Annotated in this window: 13 protein-coding genes; all 13 read left to right on the top strand. The window is 32.4% G+C overall.

The window, feature by feature from the left end:
- Positions 1 to 10 precede the first annotated feature (10 nt).
- The 13 genes from CLNEO_RS04265 to CLNEO_RS04325 all read left to right on the top strand — a co-directional run bounded on the left by CLNEO_RS04265 (position 11) and on the right by CLNEO_RS04325 (position 15,072).
- Positions 11 to 589, top strand: coding sequence for a DUF6329 domain-containing protein (locus CLNEO_RS04265; protein WP_066084956.1), 579 nt, complete (start codon positions 11 to 13; stop codon positions 587 to 589).
- A gap of 12 nt (positions 590 to 601) precedes the next feature.
- Positions 602 to 982 (top strand): DUF3846 domain-containing protein, encoded by a 381-nt coding sequence (locus CLNEO_RS04270; RefSeq protein WP_201032859.1) that lies wholly within the window; start codon positions 602 to 604, stop codon positions 980 to 982.
- A 13-nt stretch (positions 983 to 995) separates the two neighbouring features.
- A complete protein-coding gene (locus tag CLNEO_RS04275) occupies positions 996 to 1,394 on the top strand; it encodes a DUF6103 family protein (RefSeq protein WP_083531836.1) in 399 nt (132 codons plus the stop codon).
- Between the two features lie 70 nt (positions 1,395 to 1,464).
- Positions 1,465 to 1,719 carry a DUF6103 family protein gene (locus CLNEO_RS04280; protein ID WP_066084961.1) on the top strand — a complete coding sequence of 85 codons (255 nt, stop codon included), beginning with the start codon at positions 1,465 to 1,467 and terminating at the stop codon, positions 1,717 to 1,719.
- A 413-nt stretch (positions 1,720 to 2,132) separates the two neighbouring features.
- Positions 2,133 to 2,555 (top strand): hypothetical protein, encoded by a 423-nt coding sequence (locus tag CLNEO_RS04285; RefSeq protein WP_242864152.1) that lies wholly within the window; start codon positions 2,133 to 2,135, stop codon positions 2,553 to 2,555.
- A gap of 6 nt (positions 2,556 to 2,561) precedes the next feature.
- Positions 2,562 to 5,231: a MobP3 family relaxase gene (gene mobP3, locus CLNEO_RS04290; RefSeq protein WP_066084963.1), complete on the top strand. Its 2,670-nt coding sequence runs from the start codon at positions 2,562 to 2,564 to the stop codon at positions 5,229 to 5,231.
- Between the two features lie 156 nt (positions 5,232 to 5,387).
- Positions 5,388 to 8,327, top strand: a complete 2,940-nt coding sequence (locus CLNEO_RS04295) for a DUF4268 domain-containing protein (protein WP_066084966.1) — start codon at positions 5,388 to 5,390, stop codon at positions 8,325 to 8,327.
- Positions 8,328 to 8,482: 155 nt separating this feature from the next.
- Positions 8,483 to 9,892: a DUF3991 and toprim domain-containing protein gene (locus tag CLNEO_RS16845; protein WP_066084969.1), complete on the top strand. Its 1,410-nt coding sequence runs from the start codon at positions 8,483 to 8,485 to the stop codon at positions 9,890 to 9,892.
- Positions 9,893 to 9,948: 56 nt separating this feature from the next.
- Positions 9,949 to 11,796, top strand: coding sequence for a VirD4-like conjugal transfer protein, CD1115 family (locus tag CLNEO_RS04305; protein WP_066084972.1), 1,848 nt, complete (start codon positions 9,949 to 9,951; stop codon positions 11,794 to 11,796).
- 11 nt (positions 11,797 to 11,807) lie between these two features.
- On the top strand, positions 11,808 to 12,068 hold the full coding sequence (locus tag CLNEO_RS04310) for a helix-turn-helix domain-containing protein (RefSeq protein WP_066084975.1): 261 nt from the start codon (positions 11,808 to 11,810) through the stop codon (positions 12,066 to 12,068).
- 342 nt (positions 12,069 to 12,410) lie between these two features.
- A complete protein-coding gene (locus CLNEO_RS04315) occupies positions 12,411 to 13,808 on the top strand; it encodes an HsdM family class I SAM-dependent methyltransferase (RefSeq protein WP_066084978.1) in 1,398 nt (465 codons plus the stop codon).
- Positions 13,792 to 14,568: a DNA methyltransferase gene (locus CLNEO_RS04320; RefSeq protein ID WP_066084981.1), complete on the top strand. Its 777-nt coding sequence runs from the start codon at positions 13,792 to 13,794 to the stop codon at positions 14,566 to 14,568. Before CLNEO_RS04315 ends, CLNEO_RS04320 begins: the two co-directional genes overlap by 17 nt.
- A gap of 15 nt (positions 14,569 to 14,583) precedes the next feature.
- Positions 14,584 to 15,072, top strand: coding sequence for a hypothetical protein (locus CLNEO_RS04325; protein ID WP_066084984.1), 489 nt, complete (start codon positions 14,584 to 14,586; stop codon positions 15,070 to 15,072).
- Positions 15,073 to 15,086 lie beyond the last annotated feature (14 nt).

Raw genomic sequence — 15,086 nt, forward strand, 5'->3', positions numbered from 1 at the left:
GGAGGAGCTTATGCTAACTACAAAAGCAATATTTGAACGAAAGATTTCAGCATTTGATGCACAAGTATGTGTGATTAATGGAATTGAAGTAATGGATGAAAATGAATTTGAAGAATTTAGCAACAATCTATTAGATGACAGAACCTTTATTGCAGATAGAAAAGAAGAAATGTATATAGATTCAACAAGACAAATCCATGGACTGCTTGCACTAAATATAGATAGTGGAGATGGGATTTTAATTGATAGTCAAGGATATGATTATCCAAGATATGTTGCATTTATGCCAAACATTAAGCCATATATAGATAAGCAAATTTCTATTGTTGCAGAGCAAATAATTAAGGAATCTGCTGAAAATACTTCAAATGGTAGTTGGGCTATTTATTTTGATGAGATAGAAGAATCCCATGGGCTAGTTGTAAAAGAAAACAATGGTATTGGAACTTTACTCTTAGATGAACTAACAAGCAGAGATGAAATCGCAGAAATTGAAGTACTCGATGACTGCTTTGATATGACAATATATCTTGACTATTGTAGTAATTTAGACGAAGAAATAAAGCCAAGTCAAAACATGAATATGTAGGAGGATGATTTAATGGATAATATAGAAAAGACAATTCGTATCTTAAAGATTGAGCCACAAAACTTACCTTATGAAAAAGAAATAGCGAATGACTTGGAGGGTATTCAAGGAGAGGTTGAGGGATTATTTGAATGTATTTATTTAGATGATAATTGTATTTTGGTATGTAATGAAGAAGGAAAATTAAATGGAATGGAACTAAATCGAAGGGTTGGTAATGACATCATTGCTGGTCCTTTTTTTATTGTAGGTGATAGCCAAGATGGAGAATTTGTATCCCTAAGTGATGAACAAATAGAAAGATACACACAAGAATTTGGTAAAATTCAAGAATTCACAGGAGAAGAACCAGATGCACAACCAAGGATGGAGTTTATAGGATTTGACTTTTAAGGAGGGGAAAAAGATGAGTGTGTCAACAGAAAAAGCAACTTTACAGGTAACTTTTTCAAAAGAAAAGTTAGAAGCATTACGGTTTTATATGAACGAAAAGGATCTGACTGTAGAGGGAGAATTGCAAAAACATATTAGTAGTATCTACGAGAAATATGTTCCGTCAGCTACTAGAAGATATCTAGAGAGAAATGATAATGAACAGGAAAGTCAGAGGGAAATAACTGCACCTATTAGTGAAAGTTCATCAGATGCTACTCCAAGAGCCACCTCTAATCGTGGCAGAAGAAGGACTGAAAGGGTGCAAAGTGAACAGGCTGAAGTTCCTACAGAAACTATAAATGCAGAAGAAATTGAAGAGTCTCAAGAGCAGACAGAGGATGAAAATCAGGGAATGGTCATGAGTATGTAGTGACTATTCCTTTTCATTTTTTTCAATGGAAACCATAAAAAAGTTAATAAAATGAAGGAGGCATGTTCGAATGAAAAAAGATACTATTAGCGTAAGTCTTGAGGCTGAAAAGCTAAGAGCAATCAAGAAATATATGGAGAAGAAAGAGATCAATGTACAAGATGAACTAGCAGAACAGCTACAAAAGCTTTATGAGAAATATGTGCCAGTCAATGTCAGAGAATATATTGATGAAAAGAATGAGGAAGAAAGTAGAGCTAAAAAGCCAAGAAAACCAGCTAAAAATACTGGTGCAGCTACTTCTACATCTACACAACAGGAATAAAACCATTTTGGGGGCGATATTTGCCCCTGTGTGCGATTGTATTGACGAGAGTGGCACAAGTTATCCTTAAGGAAAGATAAAACGATTTGTGGGCGAATTTGAAGAGATTTGTGAATAGAGCAGATTAAGCCTTAAGATATTTGGATTTTAGGAGAAATATAAGCCTAAAATGTAAGTGAACCCCCCTATTGATTTTGGTGCAGGATAAAGATAGGTGGTCGCAAGCGACCTCCTATCGCTCACATCGCCCGGCAGTGCCGTGCGCTTGAAAGAATTAAGGAAGGTGGTCAAGAAATAGGGTTTGTGTCTATCAAGGTGGTCAGCATTTAGAATAAAACCCATAAAATAAGCACTTGTCAGTGTCATATAGAGGTGGTCAAGTTAAAAGAAGAGAAATTTGAGGTGAAGTTAAAGTGGCAGAAATAAAGAGTACATCAAAGAAACGGACAGCAGTATGGCTATATCCTGAAACAATAGAAAAGATGGACAGTTTATTGGAAATGGATAATTGTAAAAGTCGAAGTGAATTTATAGATAAAGCCTTAAGTTTTTATATGGGATACCTTGTAAGTGAAGATACCACAGGATATCTGTCTAAGTTACTTATCTCAGCTATACAAGGGATATTAAAAGAAACAGAAAACAGAAATTCCAATAATTTATTTCGTCTATCAGTTGAGATGAATATGATGATGCATATACTTGCAGCTGGTTTAGAAATTAGTGATGAAGAACTTCGTAGTCTTCGAGGAAGGTGTGTTCAGCAGGTGAAAAAAACAAGAGGTAAAGTATCCATGGAGGAGGCGATAAAGTTCCAACAAGGAATTGGAGAGTGATAATTTATGCCAAGGCTTATTTTAAAGTGCCCATATCTAAAAGGTGGAAGTAAAAGAGCATCAGCTCATATTACAAACTTAGTAAATTATATCGCTAATCGTGATGGAGTAGAAAAGATAAGAGTAGAAAACAAAGATATCTCTCCAACATTAAAACAAGAGGAATTAGTTTCTCAAATAATTAAGGAGTTCCCAAATACTAAAAATCTATTTGAGTATGAAGATTATATAGAGAATCCTACAATAGAAAATGCTTCTGAATTTATTGGGATAGCAATAGAACAAAATGTTGATAAGATTGGTAAACGGAAGAATTATGTGGATTATATTGCAAATAGACCAAGGGTAGAGAAAATGGGCAAGCATGGTTTATTTACAGGAGGAAATGATAGTCTTGTACTTAATAGAACTGCTAATGAAGTTGCAAATCATAAAGGCAACATATGGACACCAATTATTTCTCTAAGACGAGAGGATGCTACTAGGCTAGGATATGATAATGCTGAAAGATGGCACAATATGCTTTCTTACTACGCTATAGATATAGCTGAATTTTTAAAGATAAAGCTTGAAAACTTTCAGTGGTATGCAGCATTTCATAATGAGGGGCATCATCCTCATGTTCATATGATTTGTTACTCTACAGATCCTAAAGAGGGATACCTTACTAAAAAAGGTATCGAGAAAATGAAATCAGGATTTGTAAAAAATATCTTTGGTCAGGAACTAGAGGGAATTTATATAGAGCAAAGTAAAAGACGAGATGAGTTGAAACAAGAATCAAGGAAAGTATTAATCAAACTAATTACTGAGATGAAAAATGGCACAATGCAGAATAGCAATATTGAAGAAAAGTTAATAAATCTTTCCGATCGTCTGAAATTTACTAATGGAAAAAAACAATATGGTTATTTACAGCCAAAGCTTAAAGCAATGGTAGATGAGATTGTAGATGAGCTTGCAAAGGATGAAAAGATTAGTAAGGCATATGCTCTTTGGTATGAAATGCGTAATGAAGTGCTTTATAATTACATGGGTAATTTGCCTGTACCTCTTCCTTTATCACAGCAAAAAGAATTCAAGTCAATTAAAAATATGATTATTAAAGAGGCGGATAATTTCAATAAAGGAACTATTACGTTTGAAGAAGTAACTGATGATAATATTGATATTACTGATGAAAGAATAGATAAAGCAATAGATGATGTATTTATAAATGATACTGGATTTATTGAAATAGAAGGTTATACTCTAGATTTAGTTAGTGAAATAGAAGTTAATGATGATACCACTGAAGATGTTTACTTAAAATGGAGTGATGAATATAAAGAGGCTCGTGAATTTTTATTTGGCACAGATGATATAGTACAAGATTTAGAAAGAGCTTTTGAGATGTTTGTATTAGAAGCAAAAAATGGGAATGCTCTTGCCATGTTTGATATTGGAAGAATGTTTGCAGACGGACTTGGTCGAGAGATTGATGTATCAAAAGCTTATGAGTGGTATCAAAAGGCTCTTGCAGCTTTTTATAAGGTTGAAGATAAAAAGCCATGGAAATATACAGAATATCGTATAGGTAAAATGCAGTTACAAGGTCTTGGTACAGAAGAAAGCTATGAAGAGGCTTTCTATTGGTTCACTTTATCAGCAGAACAAAAATATAAATTTGCCGAGTATTCCTTAGGTGGACTTTATTATAGGGGTCAAGGCGTAGAACAAAGCTATATAAAAGCTTTTAATTTGTATTTAAGATCTGCAAAACAGGGTTTCCCATATGCTGATTTTGAAGTTGCAAAAATGTATAATGATGGAGTTGGAACCTATAAGAATGAAAAAGAATCAAATAAATATTTTCATTCTGCATTCATCGGTTTTGAAAAGTTAGAAAAGCAAAGCAATGATGATAAAATACAATATAGACTTGGCTGGATGCTTCAAAATGGGATTGGTACTGAAAAGGATATAGAGAGAGCAAAAAAGTACTATGAAAAGTCTGCAAAGCTAGGAAATTTCTTTGCTTGTTACTCACTTGCAAAATTAATCCTTGCAAAAGAAAATCCAACTATAACAGAAATAAAGAAAGCAGTTGAATATTTAGAACAGGCATCGACAAGTGGTAATCAATTTGCACAGTATTCTCTTGGCAAGCTTTATCTTAACGGAAAATATGTGGAGAAGGATATTTATAAAGTTGTAGGACTGTTTGAACTATCATCAGAGCAGGGGAATGAGTATGCAGCATATCAGCTTGGCAACTTATACCTTAAGGGGGAGGATATACATAAAGACATTCCGACAGCAATAAAATGGTTACTTATATCTGCAGAAAAAGGAAATCAATATGCACAGTATTTATTGGGGAAATTATATTTGATGGGTGAAGGTGTGCCAAAGGATAAAGATGCAGCAATAAAATGGTTTACTCTATCCGCAGAGCAAGGAAATGAATATGCTAAGTTTTTTCTTGAAAATATGGATAAGTTTAAAGAAGTGTCTGTATGTCTTACGGTAACAAGAATGTTTCATCATATGAGTAAAACATTTGAAGATAGTATTCCGCTTAAATCATCAGGGGTAGGACTAAAGATAGATAGTAAGCTTATGAGGAAACTAAGAGAAAAGAAAGCAGCACAAGGGCATAAGAGAGATGAGCATGAGCAGGACATGAAACTGTAAATATAATAATTGTAATAATTCAGATAATTATATTTGATAAAAAGAATAAATGGTGTAAAATAAGTATACTTGTAATTATAATATTTGATTAAATTAAAATGGTTTTTACATATTTGAATGAATATTTAAATAGACTTAGGAAGGAATGTATAACTCATGAATAATTTAGAATCAATATCACAAATATTTCAAAATAAAATATTCCGTATTCCAGATTATCAGCGAGGTTATGCATGGCGGAAAGAACAATTAATTGATTTTTGGGATGACATTATGAACCTTCAAATGGATAGATACCATTATACGGGGCTTTTATCTCTTAAAGAACTCAATCGAAAATCAACTGAAAGATGGAATAATGATTTATGGCTTTTGGATAGTGGATATAAAGCTTGTCATGTTGTAGATGGTCAACAAAGACTTACAACGATTTCAATCCTATTAAATGAGATAATAAATTTTATTAAAGCTATTGATGAAAACAAAGACAAAAATGATGAGGAGATAGTTCTAGCTTATGAAACTATTAAGGACATCAGAACAAAGTATATTTCACGAAAACAGCCGCCTCATAATATTATAACCACATATTTATTTGGTTACGAAGAAGATAACCCAAGCTTTGAATATTTGCAATATAAAGTCTTTGGTCAACAATTTTCAAAATCAATACAAGAAACATATTATACTAAAAACTTAAAATATGCTAAAGAGTTTTTTTGGAATTGCCTTTCACAGTTATATGAGGATGAAGGATTAGAGGGTATTGAAAAGATTTATAAAAAGCTTACACAAAAATTGATGTTTAATATTCATGAAATTGAAGATGACTATGATGTTTTTGTAGCTTTTGAAACGATGAATAATCGTGGAAAAAAACTTACCAACCTTGAACTTTTGAAAAATCGATTAATTTATTTAACTACTCTGTTTGATCACAACAAACTTGATGAATACAATAAAAATGCTCTTAGAAAGAAAATTAATGATGCATGGAAAGAGGTTTATTATCAGCTTGGTAGGAATAAAAAGGTATCGCTTTCTGATGATGAGTTTTTGAGAGCACACTGGATTATGTTTTTTCAATATTCTCGTCAAAAAGGTAATGATTATATTAAATTTTTATTAAATAGATTTTCAGCAAAAAATGTTTTTGAAAAACAAATCATACCTATTGTAGAAGAGACTAGTGAAGAAATAATGGATTTAGATTCTGATGAAGATATTATAACTGACGAAGAAGTTGTAGCAATTGCAAAGCTTGAGCCTAGTGATATCGATACTTATGTACTAAGTCTAAATGAAACAGCTAAATATTGGTACTATACATTTTTCCCTAATGAGAGTAATTTAACAGATGATGAAAAAATATGGCTTGATAAATTAAATCGAGTAGGTATTGGATACTTTAGACCTCTTGTTACATCTGCAATAACACCATCTTCAAAGTCAACAAGCATTGAAAGGGTAGAACTGTTTAAGCAAATAGAACGGTTTATATTTGTTTGCTTTAGAATGGGTACATTTCAATCTAGTTATAAAAGTAGTGATTATTATAGAAAAGCAAAAGATGTTTATGCTGGGGTTATTTCTATAAATGAAGTTGCCAATGATCTTAAAACTACAACAGATAATGATATAAAAGCTGCAATTAATAATTTTATGACTAGAATAGATAAAAGGTTTGATAACGGTGATGGGTTTTATGGATGGAAAGATTTAAAATACTTGCTTTATGAATATGAATATAGCTTAGCAGTTAAAGGCAATATTGAAAAACTTGACTGGAACTTATTCACTAAAACTGAGAAGGATAAATTAACTATAGAGCATATTCTTCCACAAACACCTTCTAAGTGGTATTGGAAGAATCAATTTAGAAAATACACTGATGCAGAAATAAAAATTCTTTCTTCATCTATTGGGAATCTTCTTCCTCTTGCGCAGAGTATAAATTCGAGCCTACAAAATGATAGCTTTGATGATAAAAAAACAAGTAACTCCGCTGGAAGGCGAGGTTATGAAAATGGTTCTCACAGTGAGATAGAGGTGTCAAAGGAAGATGATTGGAGCGACATGCATATTTATAATCGTGGCTTAAAGTTACTTTCATTTATGGAAGGGCGTTGGATGTTTAAGTTTGCAGGAAATGAGCAAAAATCAGAACTTCTACACATTAACTTTATTTTCGATGAAAGAGAGGAAGTTCCAGAAGTACCTGAATTTACAGAGATAAAAGTAACACCGGCATTTAACAAAGATATAAATGTTAGCAATACACAGCAATTAAGACTAGCTTTTTGGACAGGCTTTGTTGATTATTGCAAGTCAGTCGGTAGAGATACTGATATTGGTAGGCGTAAACCTTCAACAGATAATTGGTATGATGTTGCAATTGGAGGTAATGGATATCATATATTTCTAAATATAATTGGAAAGAAGATTTTAAAAATTGGTTTATATGTCTATGATAAAGAGACCTTTGAACGTCTTGAATTAAAAAAACAAGAAATTGAAGCAATGTGTGGATTTGCACTTGATTGGTATTCTAGCCGAGAGTCTAGTACTCAAAAAAGGATATTATATTCCATAAATACTGATATTTATAATGAAGAAAATCAAAAATATTGCTATGACTGGTTAATTAAACATTCTGATAAATTAAAATTAGCACTTCACACTTACGATCCAAGTGATATAAGAGCTGTTGAACCAAAAGTGAATATCGGTAATACGTTAACAAAGGATATGGCTGAAGTTGCATATAGGATTGCAAAGAAAGTATATCTAGGAGACTTAGGTAGAACTGAAGGAAGAAATGAAATAGTTAAGTTAACTGGAATGAATGAAGGATCTGCTGGAGACTATGTAACTGATTTTCTTGGTATGATGAACGGAGAGCAATATGCAAGAACACTAAATGAATATTCAACTCGCTATTTTTTGGATAATATTTTAAAGGATTTTGGAATTGAATATTTAAAGAGTGCTCTTTTAGCTTGTAAAAAACATGCTAAATACTATGCCTCTCTTGGTAGAGGAAGATTAGCATATGTAGAACGATTAGTTGAGGAATTTGAGAAATTCATTAAATGATGTTTTAAATTACAAAAATCTTATGTCCTTGCAATGTAACTATAAATAAAAATGAAATTACAGCCTTTTAAGCTAGAGGCTGTTTTTCTATGCCTAAAATTAAAGAGAGAGATAGGTCGTTCTGAATAAATATAAAATTAATTAGGAGGAAATCTATGAGTACTTATATTCATTTTACAGAAGAACAAAAACTAAGAGCTAATGAAGTTGATCTTGTAGAATTTTTGCAAAGGCAAGGTGAGAAACTATTGCCATCAGGTAGAGAAAAAAGAATTGCAAGTGACCATAGTATTACAGTTAGAGGTAACGAATGGTACGATCATGCATTAGAGCAGGGAGGTCTTGCAATTGATTTTGTACAAAACTTTTATGGCTTATCTTTTCCAGAGGCAGTAACAAAGCTCCTTAGTGGTGAACAAGGTGAGTTATATAGTAAGGCAAAAAAAAGAAAGCAAATAAAACGAAAACCCTTTGTACTCCCTCCGAAGAATTCAGATATGCGAAGGGTTTTTGCGTATCTCATTAAAAATCGTCATATTGATCGTGATGTGGTTAGTTTCTTCGCTAAACAAAAATTACTCTATGAAAGTTGTGAACAATCTGCAAACAAGACGAAAGAATATCATAACGCAGTATTTGTAGGCTATGATGAAAATGGAGTTTCTTGTCATGCACACAAACGTGGAATTTATTCTCATGGTAATGGATTTAAAGGTAATATTGAAAGCGGTAATCCAGGTTATAGTTTTCATTACACAGGAATAAGTAACAGACTCTATGTTTTTGAGGCTCCCATTGATATGCTGTCTTTTATTACAATATATAAAAACATCCATTGGCAGGAACACAGCTATGTCGCATTGTGTGGAGTATCGGAACAAGCAATGCTTAAAATACTCGAAATTAATTCTAATTTAAATCATGTTCTATTATGTTTAGACCATGACGCAGCGGGTATTGAAGCAAGTGAAAAATTTCAGGATTTACTTTCTAAGAAAGGAATTAAATGTAGCAGATTGCTTTCTAAATGCAAGGACTGGAATGAAGATATTAAAGAAAGCTTCAACCTCTCAGCAATTCCATCCGAGGAACACCCACAATATATTATTCGTGATGAGGTTTGCTCTGAAATTCAAAAATATATTATTGAAATCGATAAGAATGACATTTCACCTTCAAAACTAAATACCTTATTTAAAAAATGTAATACTGATGATACAGAGCAGATGGTTGAAAATTTAAAACAACTGTCTGCTCTTTCTTTATGCCTTGCATCCAATGAATACAGACAGATGGGTTATCCTTCAGAAACGGACAAATTGCTTACAGGATTACATGACGGATTCAAGGCATATGAAAATCGTAGCAAACTTAATAATCGTTTATTAGATATTCAAAAAGAACTTGAGCAAGTTGGAAAACAGCAGGATGTTATTTGCGAAAATGATAAGAAAGATATTGCCAGAAGATATGAAACTATTGCTGGACATTGCTTAAAAACAATTATTACTATTGTAATGCAGCAACAAAAGCAAGAGCAAAAACAGTTAATGATGATGTCATAAAATCTATTGGACAGTTTTAATTTACTTAAGACATTTTAGAAATGGAGGTTAATTTAATGCAATCACAGGTACTTTTATTGATAGGAGTTGGTACCATAATGTTTTTAGTTATTGGTGGGTTGTCTTTACTTGCTCATTATTATACCTTAAATGGAATCAAATCTAAAACAGTAGGAGATGGGCAACATGGAGTTGCTCGTTTCGCAACGCAAAAGGAAATTATTAAAACATATGAGCATATTCCTTTTAAAGTATCACAATGGAGAAAGGGTAAGAATCTTCCACGTGATGAGAGTGGTAATTTGATACAGGGGTTAGTGGTTGGATGTAAAGGAAATAAAGGAGATATTGTAGGTCTTGTAGATATAGGAGATGTTCACTGTCTTATGATAGGAGCAGCAGGGGTTGGTAAAACAGCTTTTTTTCTATATCCAAATTTAGAATATGCATGTGCGAGTGGGATGAGTTTTATAACCACTGATACAAAGGGAGATTTAGCTAGAAACTATGGAACGATAGCAAAAGAGAATTATGGATATAAAGTTGCAGTTATTGATTTAAGAAATCCCACACGCAGTGATGGAAATAATCTTCTGCATTTAGTAAATAAATATATGGATGCATATCGAGAGAATAGCAATAATCTATCTGCAAGAGCCAAGGCAGAAAAATATGCAAAGATAATTTCAAAGACAATCATAAATTCAGGTGGTGACAGTTCAGCTTATGGACAAAATGCATTCTTCTATGATGCTGCAGAAGGACTTTTGACAGCAGTTATTTTGCTTATAGCAGAATATCTCCCACCTACTGAGGAAGATGGACATGTAATAGATACAAGACATATAATAAGTGTGTTCAAATTGGTTCAGGATTTAATGGCTCCAAGCAAGGTAAAAGGGAAAAGCCAGTTTCAGTTATTGATGGATAAACTTCCACCAGATCATAAAGCTAGATGGTTTGCTGGCGCAGCTCTTAATTCAGCAGAACAGGCAATGGCATCTGTTCTTTCTACAGTACTATCGAGACTCAATGCATTTCTTGATTCTGAAATGGAACAGATATTGTGCTTTGATACAACAATTGATGCAGAAACCTTCTGCTACGAAAAATCTGCAATTTTTCTTATACTCCCGGAAGAAGACAATACAAAGTATTTCATGGTCAGTTTATTTTTGCAACAGTTCTACCGTGAAATGTTAACAGTAGCAGATGAAAATGGTGGTAAGCTTCCTAATCGTGTAATGATTTATGCAGATGAAATAGGTACAATCCCAAAGATAGAATCCTTCGAAATGATGCTTAGTGCAGGGAGATCAAGAAGAATTTCTATTGTACCAATCATTCAATCCTTTGCACAGCTTGATAAAAACTATGGAAAAGAAGGTAGTGAGATTATAACTGATAACTGTCAGCTCACTATATTTGGAGGGTTTGCACCAAATTCAGAAACAGCACAAGTGTTATCCAAAGCACTTGGTAGCAGAACTGTTATGAGTGGAAGTATCAGCAGAGGTAAAAACGATCCTTCTCAAAGCTTACAGATGATAGAGCGGCCATTACTGACGGCAGATGAGCTCAAGTCATTACCAAAAGGAAATTTTGTAATTATGAAAACAGGAGTACATCCCATGCAGACGAAACTTCGATTATTTTTAGATTGGGGCATCACTTTCGAAAAGCCATATGAGATGGAAGAAAAATCTAATCGTAAGGTACGTTATGCCGACAAACATACTTTAGAAGAAAATGTTATTAGTCAGTATATGTCTGATGTAATAGTTGAAGAAGGAACTACCGAATCTACAGTAAAGAGACAAGGAGGCATACTTCATACTCCTGTACATGAACAAACTGACGAAAGTAAAGGAGATTCAAAACGTAAATCAATACTCAGGACATAGGGGGTGTTTCATTGAGCTTTTTTGGGAGGATTTATAAAGAGGAACTTCCATCTCGTGCTAAGTGTGTATATATGTATTTGAAAGATAGATGTGATGCAAAGGGTGAATGCTGGCCAGCAATTAATACTATTGCAAAAGACACATCGATGTCAAGGAGTACAGTAAAGAGAGCCATAGCTGATTTAATTCGTTGTGGCTTTCTCAGAAAAGAGTCACGTTATAGGGAGAATGGAAGTAATTCCTCTAATAGATATTTTTTAATTATAGGGTAATTTTTAATAATATATAGATTAAGGAGCATGAAAAAACACGTATTTCCCACCAAGGGAAAATTACGTGTTTTTTGTGGACTGAGGTGAGGTTCATAGTGAACCAACTAGAAGGACTCACTTTAAGAATATATTTAACTTCAGAAAAAGAACAATATATTTTGGAAGATGCAATAGACATTAAGTAATGTCAAAGTATTTGAAATGGCCAGATGCCATATTTATTATGAATAGCAAAAGCATCAATTGACTAACCTAAGTATTTTTGATACAATAATATTGGATTATTATGCTCTTGCTAAATATTGCTTATGTTTAGTTTGTCGATGAAAGGAGATAACAATAATGGAATTAATTAAATACTCCATAAAAAGTAAGGAATATGAAAAATCTCTTGATTCGGGTTACAAAAAGGAAAATGGTATTTTTTATACGGATATTGAATTAGCACAGAAAATAATTCAATTTCTTAATATCCCCAAAGATGCTACTATTATGGATCCATGTTGTGGAACGGGTAGCTTTTTAATATCAGCTAAACACTTAGGTCACACTTCAATATATGGTGCTGATATTGATAAAAAAGCGGTTAATGTAGCGAAAAAAGAATATGGCATTAATAATGCTAAAATTATAGATACTCTTGCAAATAACGGGCAAGAAGTTTTAAAGAAGTTTAAAATGAAAACACCTGCTGATTTTGTAGTAGGTAATCCACCTTATGCGCCTATAGCTAAGGACATTGTCATTGACACTTCGGATTATTTGTTCTTAAGAAATGTTAAAGATTCAGGAAGTAATTTATTTATTGCTGCTTTATATAGAGCTTTTGAATTAGCTAAACCTACAGGAACAATATCCTATATTATACCTAAAAACTTTCTTCATGTAGCTTCTTATTCTATGTTAAGAAAGATGATATTAAATGAAAAAAAAATAGCTTCAATTATCGATATTGGCACTTACTTTAAAAATGTAAGAGGGGAACAAATTGTCCTTACACTTGAAAATAGCTTTGTAAAAGATAATAACATTACTATTTACAAATACGAAAATAAAGAATTTATAAAAAAAGCTGAAGTTCCTCAAAATTTTTATAGAGATGAAGTTCTTTTGTTTGATAGCAAGGAAGATTTTACAATATATAGAACTTTAGAATCTACATATAAAAAGTTTAGTGATATTTGTACAGGATATGTTGGTAGAGGTAAATCAAAATCAGATACAGCAATAAAAGGAAAAGATATACGTAAGTTTTCTTTTAAAAATATACCTGTCCCCCAAAAGGGTAATAAAGTATTTATACAAAACATTTACAGTGCAGAATCTGGAATAATAGCAAGTTTTGCAGGTGATTTAGAAGCTACTGAAACGGTAACTGTGTTTACTGATGGTGATGAAAAAATGTGTCGATATATTTTAGGCTTTTTACATTCTAGACTTTGTAATTATTATTTATTGAAGTTTTGCTATAATAATTCAAGGCTTACTATGCATACAGATGCAAGATACTTGAAAAAACTACCTTTGATTATTAATGATACAACTTTTCGACAAGTAATTAGTATTGTTAAATCTTTGGAAAATATTGAATATATGAATGATACATGGTTTGAAATGGTTGAGTCTTTAAATAATTTAATTTATCAAACCTATAACATTGGCGAAGAAGAACGTTATCACATTGACAATCAAATGAAAAACATACAATCACAGAGGTGGAATAATGATAAACGAGGATAAAAGGTGCAACAATTTAACGGGAAAAGAATGGCTTCAAAATTCTTTCAGTATATGGAGAGATTTAATTAAAACTAAGGAAGAAAAAGACTTGAAACATCCTGCATCATACCCTGTTTCTTTATGTGAAAAGTTAATTAGAACTTTTTCAAAAGATGGAAATTCTATTTTAGACCCATTTAATGGTGTGGGTTCAAGTCTTGTAGCAGCTCACAATCTCAACAGACCTGCTACAGGCATTGATTTGTCGGAAGAGTTTTGTGAGATTGCAAAAAATAGAGTGGGTAATGATGATAAAATAAATGTAATCAATGGAGATAGTTTTATTGAATTAGAAAAACTCGAAGAAAATTCTTTCGATTTATGTGTTACTTCACCACCATATTGGGATATTTTGAATATGAAACGCAGTGCTGACGGTAAAGAAGCGGTTAATTATTCAGAGAAAGCCAATGATATGGGTAACATACCTAACTATAGTGAATTTATAAGTAGATTAGGTGAACTATTTGCAAAAGTTAATAGAGTTATAAAACCAGGTGCTTATTGTTTGGTTAATGTTATGGATATCAGAAAAAAGAGTGAGTTTTATCCATTACATAGTGATTTAGCAACTGAATTACAAAAACATGGTTTTATCTTTGATGATATAATTATATGGGACAGGCAACAAGATTACAACAATATGCGTCCTCTTGGATATCCATACAAATATCGTATTAATAAAGTGCATGAATACATTCTTATTTTTATAAAAAAATAGAGGAGCGGAATAGTAATGAAGGCTATTACTTTGCAAAAATCATTATTTAATAGAGGATATTGTTATATTTCAAACTTCAAGGGAAGAGCTGAAGATATTTACTTCGATTCGACCGATGATTTATGTTTTGCATTAGGTTATATATTAAAAAATGTACGCAGAGTTGATGCTGAAATACCAGATGATAGAGATGATGTATTGGCAGAGATAATTCCCAATTATCCAATTACCTCTGGTATTACATCTGGTGGTAATGATATGAAATGGGCACCACAATATAGAATTTACTTTAGTTCTATTTACAATATGCCTTCAGCATTGAAGTATAGACTACAAGATGATAATCAAATGAGAATTACTGGTAGTTTATTTGTTGAAGCTTGTATGTATGTTGGTTTTAATCCAGGGAATATGCAGGATAAGGAAATGATTAAAGAGGCTATATTGGAAGTTTTTTGCGATGAAAATGAGCAAAGTGCGTTTTGGGATGGATATATAGGATAGGATGGTGATATTAT

The sequence above is a fragment of the Anaerotignum neopropionicum genome, from assembly GCF_001571775.1.
In the GTDB taxonomy this organism is placed as follows: Bacteria; Bacillota; Clostridia; order Lachnospirales; family Anaerotignaceae; genus Chakrabartyella; species Chakrabartyella neopropionicum.